Raw genomic sequence first — 13136 nt, forward strand, 5'->3', positions numbered from 1 at the left:
ATGTCCATACGATGGCGGCTGACAGCCTGGTATTCAAGTATATTGGCCATCGTGCTTGTTATATTCGGTGTTGCCATTTACGGGCTTGTATATTATTCAACCTACAGTGAATTGAAAAGCTCGGTGCAGCAGGAGGCGCTGCGTATACGGCAGCAATTGAAGGTGACGATTAACGGTGATTTTTTCGGAGGCACCGAGCCAAAACTCGACTTTAATCTGGACAGAAGGCTGGACGATTCGGAGGTCTATGTTCAGATTTACAACTATACCTTGGGCGTGCTAAAGTCGTCCGACAATCTTCAAGGCATTCGGCTGCCCGTCCCTTCGACACCAGAGGGGGCGTATGGCAGTAAGGGCTTTAAGAAAGTAAGAGAAAGCGGGAACTCATTTCTGGTTTTTTACCAGCCTTTGATCCTGGAGGACAACAATCAGGTGGTCGGGCTGCTGCAGGTTGCGCAGCTGACCAACTCCCAGGACAAACTGTTGCATAGGCTGGAGAATGTGATGGTGTACGGCTCGCTGGTTGCCTTGATTGCGGCGGCGACCTCCGGGCTGTTCCTGGCCCGCAAGTCCATGAGCCCGCTGGTCAAGGTCATAGAGGGCGCCAATCAGATTCAGTCCGGGGACGATCTGAGTGTCCGGATTGAATACGATGGCCCGCCTGACGAGATTGGACAGCTGATCGCTACGGTGAACAAGATGCTGGGGCGGACGGAGGTATTTTACAAGGAGCTTGAGGATGCCTATGCCGCCCAGCGCCGCTTCGTAGCGGATGCTTCCCATGAGCTGCGCACGCCGCTGACCACGCTGCGTGGCAATGTGGATTTCCTGCAAAAACTGTGGACCGCCCATCCGGAAGAAAGGCCGGATATGGACGAACGGACAATCCGCAAGCTGTCTATAGAGGCCATTGAGGATATGGCGGACGAGGGAAAACGCATGAGCAGGCTGGTCAGTGACATGCTGTCGCTGGCTAGAGCTGATACGGGCCAGACCTTCGAAAAGATGCCAACCGCCCTGCAGCCGCTAGTGACGGAAGTGGCGCGGCGCGCGCAGTTTTTGGAGAGAAACGCAGATTGGATTGTGGGGGATTTTTCATTCCTGAACGGGATTTACATGGAAGGAAACAAGGATTATCTGCAGCAAATGCTGTTTATTTTTATCGAAAATGCCTTTAAGTACACTCCTGAAGGCAATGTGCGCTTTGATGCGATTTTATATCAGGGTCAGGTCGGGCTGCGGGTCAGCGACACGGGGATCGGCATGGATAAAGATGAAGTGCCACACATCTTCGAACGCTTCTACCGGGCTGACGAGTCCCGCGGAGTAACGGAGGGAATCGGACTTGGGCTGTCTATCGCCAAATGGATCATTGACGAGCATCATGGCTCGGTCGAGGTTGTTACCCGCCGCGGCGAAGGAACGACCTTTGTCATCTGGCTGCCTGTGAGCTTTTCCGCGCCCCTTGAATAAGGTATAATAAGGGATGGCCCTATTTATAACAAGAGCTGCATGTAAAAATGCGGCACATCCCGGCTTACAGAAAGCAGGTGCTAAATTTGGAAGTACTGAAAATTTCGCCGCGCGGCTACTGCTACGGAGTGGTGGACGCCATGGTGATGGCCCGGCAGGCGGCCAAGAACCTGGATCTCCCGCGGCCTATTTATATACTCGGCATGATTGTGCACAACAGCCATGTCACCCAATCGTTTGAAGAGGAAGGCATCATTACGCTGGACGGACCCAACCGGATGGAGATTCTGCAGAAGGTGGACAGCGGTACCGTGATATTCACGGCTCATGGCGTTTCTCCCGAGGTAAGGAAGCTTGCAAGGGATAAGGGGCTAACCACGGTGGACGCTACCTGTCCTGATGTGACCAAGACCCATGACCTGATCAGGGACAAGACAACCGATGGATACGAGATCATTTATATCGGCAAAAAAGGGCATCCCGAGCCCGAAGGCGCGATCGGAATTGCTCCCGACCATGTGCACTTAATTGAGCGTGAAGAGGAAATCGCCAGCCTGAACGTGAAGTCTGAGCGCATTATTATAACGAACCAGACGACGATGAGCCAATGGGACATCAAGCATATTATGAAAAAGCTGCTGGAGAAGTTTCCTGGGGCCGAAGTTCATAATGAAATCTGCCTGGCCACCCAGGTGCGCCAGGAGGCTGTAGCAGAGCAGGCGGGACAGACGGATCTCGTCATTGTGGTCGGTGATCCGCGCAGCAACAACTCGAACCGGCTTGCACAGGTCGCCGAGGAAATTGCCGGGGTTAAGGCTTACCGCATAGCAGATATAACGGAGCTAAAGCGCGAATGGCTTGAAGGGGTGTCCAAGGTAGGTGTTACGTCAGGCGCCTCAACCCCTACCCTGATCACGAAGGAAGTTATCCAGTACATCGAGCAATATGACCCGGAAAAACCGGAGACATGGGAAATCAAACGCACGATCGATAAACGCAAAATTTTGCCGCCTGTAAGGGAGAAGAGCAAGAGCTCTTCCTGACGGAGCACGGTAAACAAAGCGGAGGAACAGCACAGACTGTTCTTCCGCTTTTTCGTGCTTGTAGAGGTTGTTCAAAAAGTCATCTTTTGATCACGAAGGAAGTCAGGAAGCGAACTCGACATCGAATCTTGAATTCAGCCGGGACTAAGCGGATGCTTCCGAAGCATGTTTCCTGCGGAAACATTTCAGGTACTCACGTACCCCACGTACGCTCCGTTCCTCAGTCCCTAGCTTCATTCAACTCAAGCGTTTTGAAAAAACGCACTTCGGAAGCGTAGGCTTCGGTGCTGAAAACCTGACTTTTTGAACTAGCACTTGTAGTGTCCTAGAAAGAAATTGACGAAGAAGGGGAAAATCTGATATGATTGCTTTAATGGATAAAAGCTTAAAAGCGAACAAGCGTTTAAGTGTAAAAACATATAAATTACCCAACTTTGAAGGGACGGGATCATATGATCGTTATCGCAGGCAAGAATACTCCGGCTGAGCAGATTCAGGACATCGTGGAAGTGATTGAAAAGGAAGGATTGCAGACTCATGTGTCCCGTGGCGCTGACCGGACCGTCATCGGCTTGATCGGCAGCGTGGCGCCGAAGCTGGCTGAGCATCTGAGACAGATGAAGGGTGTCGAAAATGTCGTAAAAATTTCGAAATCCTACAAGCTGGCAAGCCGTGACTTCCATCCTGACGATACAGTGATCTCCATCAAGGGCGTAAACATTGGCGGCGGCAATCTGGTGGTCATGGGCGGACCGTGTGCCGTGGAGTCGGCGGAACAGATTGATGAGATTGCCGGGCTGGTCAAGGCGGCGGGAGGACAGGTGCTGCGTGGTGGAGCGTTCAAGCCGCGTACCGGTCCCTACAGCTTCCAAGGCATCGGTGTAGAGGGACTGATTATGATGGCTGAGGCAGGCGAGAAGCACGGCCTGCTGACCATTACGGAGGTTATGACTCCGGAGTACGTCGATATCTGTGCGGAATACGCCGATATTCTGCAGGTCGGTACCCGCAACATGCAGAATTTTGACCTGCTGCGCAAGCTCGGCACATGCGGCAAACCGGTGCTGCTCAAACGCGGCTTCAGCGCCACCTACGATGAGTTTCTGAATGCAGCCGAATATATTCTTGCCGGCGGTAATCCGAACGTCATGCTGTGCGAGCGCGGAATCCGAACCTTTGAAACCTACACCCGCAACACTTTGGATCTGTCGGCTATTCCGGTGCTGCAGCAGCTCAGCCATCTGCCAGTCATCTCTGACCCGAGCCACGGCACGGGCCGCAGGGAGCTGGTCGAGCCGATGGCCAAGGCATCGGTGGCGGCAGGGGCGGACGGTTTGATCGTTGAAATGCACACCGATCCGGATAATTCCATGACAGGAGACGGTGTTCAGTCGTTGTTCCCTGACCAGTTCGCGGGACTGCTGCGGGATCTGGAGAAGCTTGCACCTATCGTAGGCAAAACATTTTCAACGGACAAAAAACCATTGGAGTTATTTCCTTCCAGCGTTAATGCATAAAAGTGTTGCTGTGAAAAAGTGAAATACGCCCGAATACGCCTGAATACGGTGTATTTTGGGCGTTTTTCGCATCCGGAAGCTGTGTCAAAAGCGTGAGCATAGCTGACATGCTTTTAAAAAATACCTGACATAGCTCTTGACCCATGTCACATTTGAGTTTTATAATGACGACAGAAAAAATAATTAGTTCATGAACATTGCTTGCGTGGAATTCGTTTAATGTTCGGGAAAATTGGGAGGAAGAAGACATGTCCGTTGAAAATGTTTTAAAAACGATCCAGGAAAACAATATTGAGTGGGTGGACTTCCGTTTTGTTGACCTCTCCGGTCGCACGCATCATATTTCGCTTCCGGCTTCCGCAGTAGATGAAGAGACCTTTGTAAATGGTGTGGCTTTCGACGGATCTTCCATTCCCGGCTACCGCGGTATCGAAGAATCCGACATGGTTATGATGCCTGATACGGAAGCTTGCTACGTAGACCCATTCACACAACATCCGACATTAAACGTGATGTGTAATATCGTTACGCCTGACGGCGAAAAATACGATCGCGACCCTCGCGGCATCGCGGTTAAAGCTGAAGAATACCTGCAGCAAAGCGGCGTGGGAACGGCTGCGTTCTTCGCACCTGAATCGGAGTTCTTCATTTTCGACGACGTGCGTTATGAGAGCGGCATGAACACCTCTTCCTATGTAGTAGATTCCGAAGAAGCCGCATGGAACACAAACCGTAAAGAAGAAGGCGGCAACCTTGGCTTCAAGATAGGCGTTAAAGGCGGTTACGTTCCCGTTGCGCCGGTTGATACGCAGCAGGATATCCGCAGTGAAATGTGCCGTCTGCTTGAAGAAGCCGGCCTCGTGATCGAGCGTCATCACCATGAGGTTGCAACGGCTGGCCAGGCGGAAATCAATTTCCGTTTTGACACATTGAAGAAAACAGCGGACAATCTGCTGGTCTACAAATACATCGTTCACAACACTGCCCGCCAATACGGCAAAGTGGCAACGTTTATGCCAAAACCGCTGTTTGGAGACAACGGAAGCGGGATGCACGTTCACCAATCCATTTTCAACGGCGACAGTCCTTTGTTCTATGAAAAGGGCGCATACGCTAACCTGAGCGAAATGGCATTGCACTACATCGGCGGTATCCTGTACCACGCTCCGGCACTGATCGCTCTGACCAATCCAAGCACTAACTCTTTCAAACGCCTGGTGCCTGGTTATGAAGCACCGGTGAACCTGGTGTTCTCCAAAGGTAACCGTTCCGCCGCGGTACGTATTCCGGTTGCTGCGGTAACACCTAAAGGCTGTCGTATCGAGTTCCGTACACCGGACTCCACAGCCAACCCTTACCTGGCATTCGCGGCCATGCTGATGGCTGGTCTGGACGGTATCAAGCGCAAGCTGAACCCGATTGAATTGGGCTACGGTCCTCTGGATACAAATATCTATGAGCTGTCCGATGCCGAAAAAGCGAAAATCCGCAGTGTTCCTGGAACGCTGGATGAAGCTCTGGATGCTCTGGAAGCTGATTGCGAGTTCCTTACAGAAGGCGGAGTATTCACAAAAGACTTTATCGACAACTACATCCAGTTCAAGCGTAGCGAAGCCAAGGATGTTGCGATTCGCGTTCATCCGCACGAATTCAGCCTTTACTTCGACTGCTAAAATTGCACTTATACGCTGGTCCCCCGCTTATCGGGGGGCCTTTTTAGTTGAGGTGCCAAGAGCTCAAAAAAATATAGTGAACAGTTTCACAAAAAAGTGACTTCTTGCTCTTGAACAGCCTGTTGAATGCTGATATTATAGGCGTTAATATTTGCACTGCTTTACCGCAGCAAACAGGTCCATAAAACCGAAAGTTTACACGGAATGTGATGTTTAAGTGCCTTATGCAGACGAAAGGACGGGGGAAGGTTTGAACAAGAGAGCCTATAATTTTAACGCAGGTCCTGCTGCGCTGCCCTTGAAGGTGTTGGAGCGGGCCCAGGCCGAGTTTGTCGATTTCCGCGAAACGGGAATGTCCATTATGGAAATGTCGCACAGAGGGGCCGTGTACGAATCGGTACACAATGAAGCCCAGGAACGACTGCTTCGCCTGCTGGGCAACCCGGAAGGATATAAAGTGCTTTTCCTGCAGGGAGGAGCAAGCACTCAGTTCGCCATGATTCCAATGAACTTCCTGAAGCAGGGGACGGTGGGCAGCTATGTGATGACAGGCAGCTGGGCCGATAAAGCTCTGAAAGAAGCCAAGCTGATTGGTGAGACGCATATTGCGGCTTCCTCCAAGGAAGATCAATATATGAAGATTCCGGATCTGGATAACCTTGAGATTCCCGAACATACGGCATACCTTCATGTTACTTCAAACGAAACCATTGAAGGCGTGCAATATCAGAAATACCCGGAAACGGGCCGGGTGCCGCTCATTGCCGATATGTCGAGTGATATTCTTTGCCGTCCGGTCGATATCGATAGATTCGATATGATTTACGCCGGCGCTCAGAAGAATCTCGGTCCATCGGGCGTTACGGTCGTCATTGCCAAGGAAGAGATGCTGGCTGAGCAGGCGGAGAATATCCCAACAATGCTCCGTTACAGCACATTTTTAAAGAATAACTCCCTTTACAACACCCCACCGTCCTTTTCCGTTTATATGGTGAATGAGGTGCTGCGCTGGATTGAAGAGCAAGGCGGGCTGAATGCGATCGGGCAAATAAACCGCGACAAGGCAGCACTCCTGTATGATCATATAGATCAAAGCGGAGGCTTTTACAGAGGCTGTGCAGAGCCTAAGGACCGCTCTTTGATGAACGTTACGTTCAGGCTGGCCTCCGAAGAGCTGGAGAAATTGTTCGTGAAGGAATCCGAGAAGGAGGGCTTTGTCGGACTGAAGGGTCACCGCAGCGTGGGAGGACTCAGAGCATCCATCTACAATGCGGTTCCTTACGAGAGCTGCAAAGCGCTGGCTGATTTTATGGACACCTTCCAGAAGCAGCACGGTTAATGATCTGTTCAGCTTAAAAGAGGGAATAATACGAAGGGGAACCCTGGTCAAACGGACCTTTTGGGACCCCTTTTTACATGCACACGGAGGTGTATTTATATGCCATTACACATCGTACTGGTAGAGCCGGAGATCCCGGCCAATACGGGCAATATAGCGAGAACCTGTGCGGCGACAGGCACGCATTTGCACCTGGTCAGACCGCTTGGCTTCAGAACGGATGACGCTACCTTAAAACGTGCCGGATTGGATTACTGGCATGCGGTGAATATTCATTATCATGATTCATTTGCGGAGGTTCAGCAGTTGTATCCTGACAGCCGTTTTTTCTATGCAACTACAAAAGCAGACAAAAAATATTCCGATTTTTTCTTTCGTGATCATGATTTTTTAGTGTTCGGGAAAGAGACTAAAGGCCTACCTGAAGAGTTAATCAATGCCAATAAAAATACATGTATGCGTATGCCTATGACTGGCGATGTACGGTCACTTAACCTGTCCAATTCTGCAGCGATCATCGTGTACGAAGCATTGAGGCAGCTGGATTTTCCGGGATTGAAATGAAATGAAAAACGATTGAAAATATAATTTTTGTTTAGGTCTAATGATACAGGCTTTTGCGGACGATAAAATATGTAGGACACATAAATTCTTTCGTAATTATGCTTTTGATAAGCTTATGAAAGAACATAACAAAATCCGCTATGTACAGCAGGATTCGACACAAAAATGGCGAATGTAACAATTGTGTGGAAACCATATACATAGTATTTCAGAAACAGAGAGGTGTATCAAACATATGAAACCTGCTGGCGTTGTCCGAAAAGTGGATCAGCTGGGGAGAATCGTTTTACCCAAATCGTTGAGAAAAAGATACCAGATGAATGAAGGGGATCCTGTCGAAATTTTGGTGCAGGGCGACCATATCATTCTGGAACGTTACCGTCCGAAGTGCGTGTTTTGCGGTTCAATGGAGGATGTGGCTGAGTTTAAGGAGCGCTACATCTGCGGTCAGTGCATGTCTGAAATGACCCAACTGCCAAGACACGCCTGACACCATGACAAAGAGCATCGCGATGTGGTCCACACGTGATGCTCTTTTCATAAAATTTTTAAGGCTTGAATTCAAAACATATCCATTAACCGTTACTTGAAGAACAGAAAATGGGTGGGTACTGGCCGAAGATTTCCGTCCGACGGATTATTGATAACCCGGCCGCCCACTACGAGTGATGAGGAGCCGCCTCCGTCAAGATTGTAGGCGTTCTGGATGCCGAGAGCGTACATTTTGTTCTGCAGTTCCTGCAGTGTAGCGCCGGAGCTTCCGTTCTCGTTGTAGCCCTCAACCACGATAATAAGCAGCTGGTCGTCCTTGTAATTGCCGATAACGGTACGCGGTGCCCTTGCGGGGGATACCTGCCACTTGCTCGGAATGGCAACCTTCTGACCATTTTGGAGAAGGACGGGGACAAATGTGGCTCCAAACACGGGCTTGAGCTTGTCCAATGCACTTTTGCTGAAAAATTTGCCACCGATCAGCTTCCCGTTCTCATTCAGTCCGACAAAGGCCAGATCCTTGTAGCTGGCTTGAAAGCCATTGATGTATTTGCCATCCAGAACCGTCGTGCTCAAGGGGTAGCGTCTGCCCCCGCTGTCGGCGAAACCGCCGGCATTGATACCGGCTGCGGCGCCTGTTCTCTGCACGGCCCTCATCGTGGTCTCCGCAGACCCGGGTTGTCCGCTGCCAAGAGACATTTGCATAGCCGATGGATCCTTAAGCCTGACCTTCATGGCATACCCGTGGTAAACGCCTGGATTTACTTTGTACAGCTCAATGGTGATCCGGTCACTGTTCATGGTTTGGAATGGCGCTCCCAGCTTGGCTGTAATGCGGCGGTTATAAATGATGGCGGGTCTTGCAGACTGGGCGGCGGCGGTCTTCTCGATATCGCTCATCACGCTGGTCGTTTGCTTGTACAGCGCGGCAGTTTTTTGGATCTTGGATATGGTGCTTTCAGCTAACAGCTCCGCTTCACCCAACTTCTGCAGCACCGATTTGCTCTCGGCAGTCAAGCTGCGCTCCGGTGCATAATCCGCAGTCGGAGAAGTGTTGGGAACGGGACGGTTGAACAGCAGCAGTCCCAGCAGCAGCCCGATAAAAGGGGCAAGAGCCATCATAAAGAAACGGTTGATCTGTTTGACTTCAAGATTACTCATTTTAACAAGTCCATCTGCTTCTCCAGCTTGTCGAGCTGCTTTTGCACCTCGCTAAGCTGGGTGTAGAGCTTGTTGCTGTTATCCGTTTTGCTGCTGGCGTTGTCCTTCGTGAAGGTAAGAAGCTCGTTAAACGAATCTACCTTGCTCTGCAGTTCGGCCATCTCTTTGGACATCACGTCAAGCTTTTGTTCATAATCGGCCTTTAACGACGCCATTTGGCTGTCGGTATGACTTTGAACCTGGAGTACCACTTGCTGCTTCAGATGGTTGCTGTACAGGTAGGTTGCAGTAATGCCTAAGGCAATAACGAGCAACCAGAGTATGAGAAAAGCTTTGACGGAAGGACCCTTCGTTCGAGTGGCGCGCCGCTCTGACGGTTCGACAGCCGATTCGATATTAGGTTGCAATTGAATCACTCCCGCAGTTTGTTCATTTTTCCAAACCCATTCTATCATGGGCCTATAATTTACGCAAAAGTGTAATAGTTTCCACTTTTAAATGCGAAAAATGAATTGCAAGCAGGGGAAGGACTACGTTATTATTTCCTTAAAAAGGTTCTGAAACCGGGATAAAACTTATCGCAAAATTTACTAGAATAGCCTGCAACGCGTGAGAAAAACTGGTTTATTTGTGGAAAAATACACAATTATTGTTTAAAACTTCACCTAAAATACAGCTAGCGCACGGCAGGCAGATTTAAAGGGGAAGGATGTCGTTTTTTGTGAAAATAACGGGAGGTTCGGAAATGAGGAAAGTATGGCAGGTTGTGCTTGTTGATATTCATCCGACGAGTATGCTGGGGACCAAGCTGATTCTTGAGGATCAGCAGGACCTGCTTGTAAGAGGGATGTCTTCCACCGGTACGGAAGCGCTCGGGCTGGTTCGCTCGATTCAGCCGGATCTGGTTTTGATAGATTATAAATTGCCGGAGGGAACGGTCGAGCCGTTTCTGACAGAAATGAAGAACATTTCTCTGAATAGCCATATCGTAGTAATGACCGATGAAGACAGCGTGGCTCTGTTTCAGCAGGTAACTTCCCTGGGAGCCAGCGGCATGTTGTCGAAGCAGGCCTCAACGAGTCAGCTTATTCATTTAATTAACGGTTTAAGGGAAGGAATTGTGTCCGTGCCCCTCGACTGGGTACGCAACGGAAGCTGGCCTAATATGCCTCTAGTGCCGCATGAGCCATTTGACGAGCTTACGGAAACAGAAGTATTTATTATGGAACGGATTGTTCAGGGGATTACATACGACAAAATCGCGCTTGAAATTGAAGTGAGCCGGCGCTCAATTGACAATTATCTGCGCAAAATTTACGCGAAGCTCGGCGTATCCAGCCGTGCGCAGGCGATTGAGCATTATGCGCTTTATGCGCGTCAGAACAAGCAGTTATACGCTTAAGCACCGGGTATACTCGGTGAATGAACCGAATATGCTGTAGCAGTTCCTTCCGGCTTCGTCCATGGGAGTAGGGTCCGGATGGGGGAAGCGACGGATGAAGGCGAGGAGGTTCTGTATGCGTTATTCCTTTGCATCACGCACGGTATCACTTTTATCGTCTCCCCTGCGCCAGATCAGGGAGAATGCGCGTTTGAACTCGTTCATATCTCTTGCGGAAGAGCTTCCTGCGCAGGAGCTTTTTCCCGTCAAGCTGCTTGAGGAGGCCGCTCAGGACGTGCTGGCGTCTGGGCCCGACGTGCTCCAATATGGTGAGCCTGAGGGCTTCAGGCCCTTGCGGGAGTGGCTTGCAGCCGAGTGGGAAGATAGAAAGAACGCTGGTGTAGATCCTTCGCAGGTGCTGTTGACGACGGGAACCCAGCAGGCCATCGATTTAGTGGCACGGCTCATGGTGGATGAAGGTGATTCGGTGCTGGTGGAAAATCCTACATCTCCCGGCTGTCTGCAGGTGTTATCGATGCAGGGAGCCAGGGTGATTCCGGCTGTCTCCGATGGAAGCGGACTGCTCGTTCATGAGCTGGAGCAGCAGATGAAGCTTCATCGTCCGAAGCTGCTGTTTGCAGCACCCACCTTTTCCAATCCCACAGGAGGCGTCTGGGATTTGGGACGCCGACAGGATGTGCTTGAGCTGTGCCGGCGTTACAGCGTGCTCTTTGTGGAGGACGATTCCTATGGAGAACTGGATTTGAATCTTAAGAGAGGGGAAGCGCCCCCCCCCTCTTTATTTGCGTTGGACGATGGAGGACGAGGGGGGCAGGTACTCTATATCGGCTCATTCAGCAAAACGATAGCGCCTGCGTTAAGAACAGGCTGGGCCGCGGGAGCGGCTCCTGTCATTGAAGGAATGACGGCGCTGAAGCAGCTGGCTGACACGCAGTCCAGCACGATGAATCAAAGGCTGCTGCATCGTCTGCTTACAGGTCCTCCCTTTAGCTGGCACGATCATCTTGCCTTGCTGAACAAGGAGTATGCGACCAGGCTGAAGCTGATGCTGGAGCTGCTCAAGCGGCCGCTATGGAAAGAGGTGACCTGGCGTGTGCCGGAGGGAGGCATGTATGTGTGGGCCCGGCTGCCCGAAGGGCTGGACAGCGCCATGCTGCTGAAAGCGGCGCTGCCGAAGGGAGTGGCTTTTATGCCGGGGGGGTTATGTACAGCCGGCAAAGAGGGGGCGTCGTATATCCGCCTGAATTTCAGCCATCCCGGGCGCGATGAGCTCTTCCTGGGCATGAATCTGATCGGGGAGACAATTGCGGAGTTCACTGCACGCAGTTAACCGGGTAGGCGGATGACCGCTTAATTAATCCGTTTGATCCGGGGGTTCTCCGGACATCTCCGCAGCGGGTTCCGCGATCCGGTCAGCGGTCTGCCAGTCCGCCGCCGCAGCATGCTCCTTGAGGACAGTGGTGTACTCGGTAAGCGCCGCTTCCCCGAAAGGCGTCAATGCATATCTCCCGCGCACGATGCGCTGGAACCAGCCATAATAATTCTGCTGCAAAATCGACGCGGCGCTGCTGACGGCGGAGGCCCGGGCAAGCTGCGCTGGAGAGGCTTCCCCCAGCGCAGCCAGCGCGGCCGCGACACGCAGCGCCTTTTCACGGTAAGCGGTGACCAGCTTCTGCCGGCTGCTGCCGCCCACATTATAGTCCCCGCTGCGCGCGTTGAACTCCCGCAGCAATCGATCCCGGCGGGAACCGATTCTGGGGGCGGGCTTCACAACAGCTGTATTGGGGACACACAGCACCTCCACCAACGGGGGTTTTGTTTTATAGTGCGTTACCGTAATCAGCCCGATGCCGAGCCTGCGGCACAAATCTACAAGCTCATTCCAGCGCTGGTTCACCGCCCCTTTTTTGCTGCGGTTCCGCTCCACGGCAACATATACTTCGCTGCTCAGCTTCAATCGCTGAATTCCCTGCAGCAGCAGGGCAAGGTTAAACGTTTTTTTCATCTCTACGATCAGCGGCTCCTGCTGGCCTTCCTTTACTCCTACCAGATCGCAGTTTCTTACCTCGCCCTTGATTTCATATCCCCTGGCTTCAAAAAAAGCTTTAACCGGCGCATACAATTCCGTTTCCAGCCTGACTGCCATTTCTGTCCGCTCCTTTGATACTGTCTACTAATGCGTGATCAAAAAGTCAGGTTTTCAGCACCGAGAAGATTGGATGAAGCCAGGGACTGAGGAGCGGAGCGTACTTGGGGTACGTGAGCACCGGAAGGCCCGGCTGAATTCAAGATTCGATGTCGAGTCCGCTTCCTGACTTACTTCGTGATCAAAAGATGACTTTTTGAACAACCTCTACTAATGGTCCATTATAGCACAGGAGCCTATGTTCCTATCGCAGCCGTTTTATATTCGGTTGTGCCCAGCAAAAAAAAGGTCAACATTCCTGTCCGGGTGCATACGTATGTATTACA

At 51.2% G+C, this 13136-nt stretch carries 12 protein-coding genes; 9 read left to right on the forward strand and 3 right to left on the reverse strand.

Annotated elements, in window-relative coordinates:
* The 7 genes from ACI1P2_RS03460 to ACI1P2_RS03490 all read left to right on the forward strand — a co-directional run bounded on the left by ACI1P2_RS03460 (position 1) and on the right by ACI1P2_RS03490 (position 8099).
* A complete protein-coding gene (locus ACI1P2_RS03460) occupies positions 1-1473 on the forward strand; it encodes a sensor histidine kinase (protein WP_355316828.1) in 1473 nt (490 codons plus the stop codon).
* 86 nt (positions 1474-1559) lie between these two features.
* A complete protein-coding gene (locus ACI1P2_RS03465) occupies positions 1560-2516 on the forward strand; it encodes a 4-hydroxy-3-methylbut-2-enyl diphosphate reductase (protein ID WP_355316829.1) in 957 nt (318 codons plus the stop codon).
* Between the two features lie 452 nt (positions 2517-2968).
* Entirely contained in the window at positions 2969-4033 is a 1065-nt protein-coding gene (gene aroF, locus ACI1P2_RS03470; RefSeq protein WP_355316831.1) for a 3-deoxy-7-phosphoheptulonate synthase, read from the forward strand.
* A gap of 248 nt (positions 4034-4281) precedes the next feature.
* Complete coding sequence (glnA, locus tag ACI1P2_RS03475; protein ID WP_355316833.1) at positions 4282-5706, forward strand: type I glutamate--ammonia ligase; 1425 nt, start codon at positions 4282-4284, stop codon at positions 5704-5706.
* 250 nt (positions 5707-5956) lie between these two features.
* Positions 5957-7045 carry a 3-phosphoserine/phosphohydroxythreonine transaminase gene (gene serC / locus ACI1P2_RS03480; RefSeq protein WP_355316835.1) on the forward strand — a complete coding sequence of 363 codons (1089 nt, stop codon included), beginning with the start codon at positions 5957-5959 and terminating at the stop codon, positions 7043-7045.
* Positions 7046-7144: 99 nt separating this feature from the next.
* Positions 7145-7609: a tRNA (uridine(34)/cytosine(34)/5-carboxymethylaminomethyluridine(34)-2'-O)-methyltransferase TrmL gene (trmL, locus tag ACI1P2_RS03485; RefSeq protein ID WP_355316837.1), complete on the forward strand. Its 465-nt coding sequence runs from the start codon at positions 7145-7147 to the stop codon at positions 7607-7609.
* A 235-nt stretch (positions 7610-7844) separates the two neighbouring features.
* Complete coding sequence (locus ACI1P2_RS03490) at positions 7845-8099, forward strand: AbrB/MazE/SpoVT family DNA-binding domain-containing protein (RefSeq protein WP_355316838.1); 255 nt, start codon at positions 7845-7847, stop codon at positions 8097-8099.
* A 92-nt stretch (positions 8100-8191) separates the two neighbouring features.
* Here ACI1P2_RS03490 and ACI1P2_RS03495 read toward each other — a convergent pair whose 3' ends face one another.
* Together ACI1P2_RS03495 and ACI1P2_RS03500 are read right to left on the reverse strand one after the other, a co-directional pair.
* Positions 8192-9262 carry a phosphodiester glycosidase family protein gene (locus ACI1P2_RS03495; protein WP_355316839.1) on the reverse strand — a complete coding sequence of 357 codons (1071 nt, stop codon included), beginning with the start codon at positions 9260-9262 and terminating at the stop codon, positions 8192-8194.
* Positions 9259-9669, reverse strand: coding sequence for a hypothetical protein (locus tag ACI1P2_RS03500; protein ID WP_408976122.1), 411 nt, complete (start codon positions 9667-9669; stop codon positions 9259-9261). Before ACI1P2_RS03500 ends, ACI1P2_RS03495 begins: the two co-directional genes overlap by 4 nt.
* 338 nt (positions 9670-10007) lie before the next feature.
* Between ACI1P2_RS03500 and ACI1P2_RS03505 the strand changes: the two genes are divergently transcribed.
* The gene (locus ACI1P2_RS03505; protein WP_355316841.1) at positions 10008-10664 is read left to right on the forward strand and encodes a response regulator transcription factor; all 657 of its coding nucleotides are present in this window, start codon (positions 10008-10010) and stop codon (positions 10662-10664) included.
* Between the two features lie 115 nt (positions 10665-10779).
* On the forward strand, positions 10780-11994 hold the full coding sequence (locus tag ACI1P2_RS03510) for an aminotransferase-like domain-containing protein (protein ID WP_355316843.1): 1215 nt from the start codon (positions 10780-10782) through the stop codon (positions 11992-11994).
* 24 nt (positions 11995-12018) lie between these two features.
* Here ACI1P2_RS03510 and ACI1P2_RS03515 read toward each other — a convergent pair whose 3' ends face one another.
* A complete protein-coding gene (locus ACI1P2_RS03515) occupies positions 12019-12810 on the reverse strand; it encodes a DUF2161 family putative PD-(D/E)XK-type phosphodiesterase (protein WP_355316845.1) in 792 nt (263 codons plus the stop codon).
* Positions 12811-13136: the final 326 nt, after the last annotated feature.

It is taken from the genome of Paenibacillus jiangxiensis (genome assembly GCF_046098255.1).
Taxonomy (GTDB): Bacteria; Bacillota; Bacilli; order Paenibacillales; family Paenibacillaceae; genus Paenibacillus; species Paenibacillus jiagnxiensis.

Bases quoted from the DNA above. Each gene is read 5' to 3' on its own strand.
- ACI1P2_RS03515 (WP_355316845.1), bottom strand. From the start codon at position 12,810: ATGGCAGTCAGGCTGGAAACGGAATTGTATGCGCCGGTTAAAGCTTTT.
- trmL (WP_355316837.1), top strand. From the start codon at position 7,145: ATGCCATTACACATCGTACTGGTAGAGCCGGAGATCCCGGCCAATACG.
- ACI1P2_RS03510 (WP_355316843.1), top strand. From the start codon at position 10,780: ATGCGTTATTCCTTTGCATCACGCACGGTATCACTTTTATCGTCTCCC.
- ACI1P2_RS03490 (WP_355316838.1), top strand. From the start codon at position 7,845: ATGAAACCTGCTGGCGTTGTCCGAAAAGTGGATCAGCTGGGGAGAATC.
- glnA (WP_355316833.1), top strand. From the start codon at position 4,282: ATGTCCGTTGAAAATGTTTTAAAAACGATCCAGGAAAACAATATTGAG.
- ACI1P2_RS03495 (WP_355316839.1), bottom strand. From the start codon at position 9,262: ATGAGTAATCTTGAAGTCAAACAGATCAACCGTTTCTTTATGATGGCT.
- ACI1P2_RS03460 (WP_355316828.1), top strand. From the start codon at position 1: ATGTCCATACGATGGCGGCTGACAGCCTGGTATTCAAGTATATTGGCC.
- aroF (WP_355316831.1), top strand. From the start codon at position 2,969: ATGATCGTTATCGCAGGCAAGAATACTCCGGCTGAGCAGATTCAGGAC.
- ACI1P2_RS03505 (WP_355316841.1), top strand. From the start codon at position 10,008: ATGAGGAAAGTATGGCAGGTTGTGCTTGTTGATATTCATCCGACGAGT.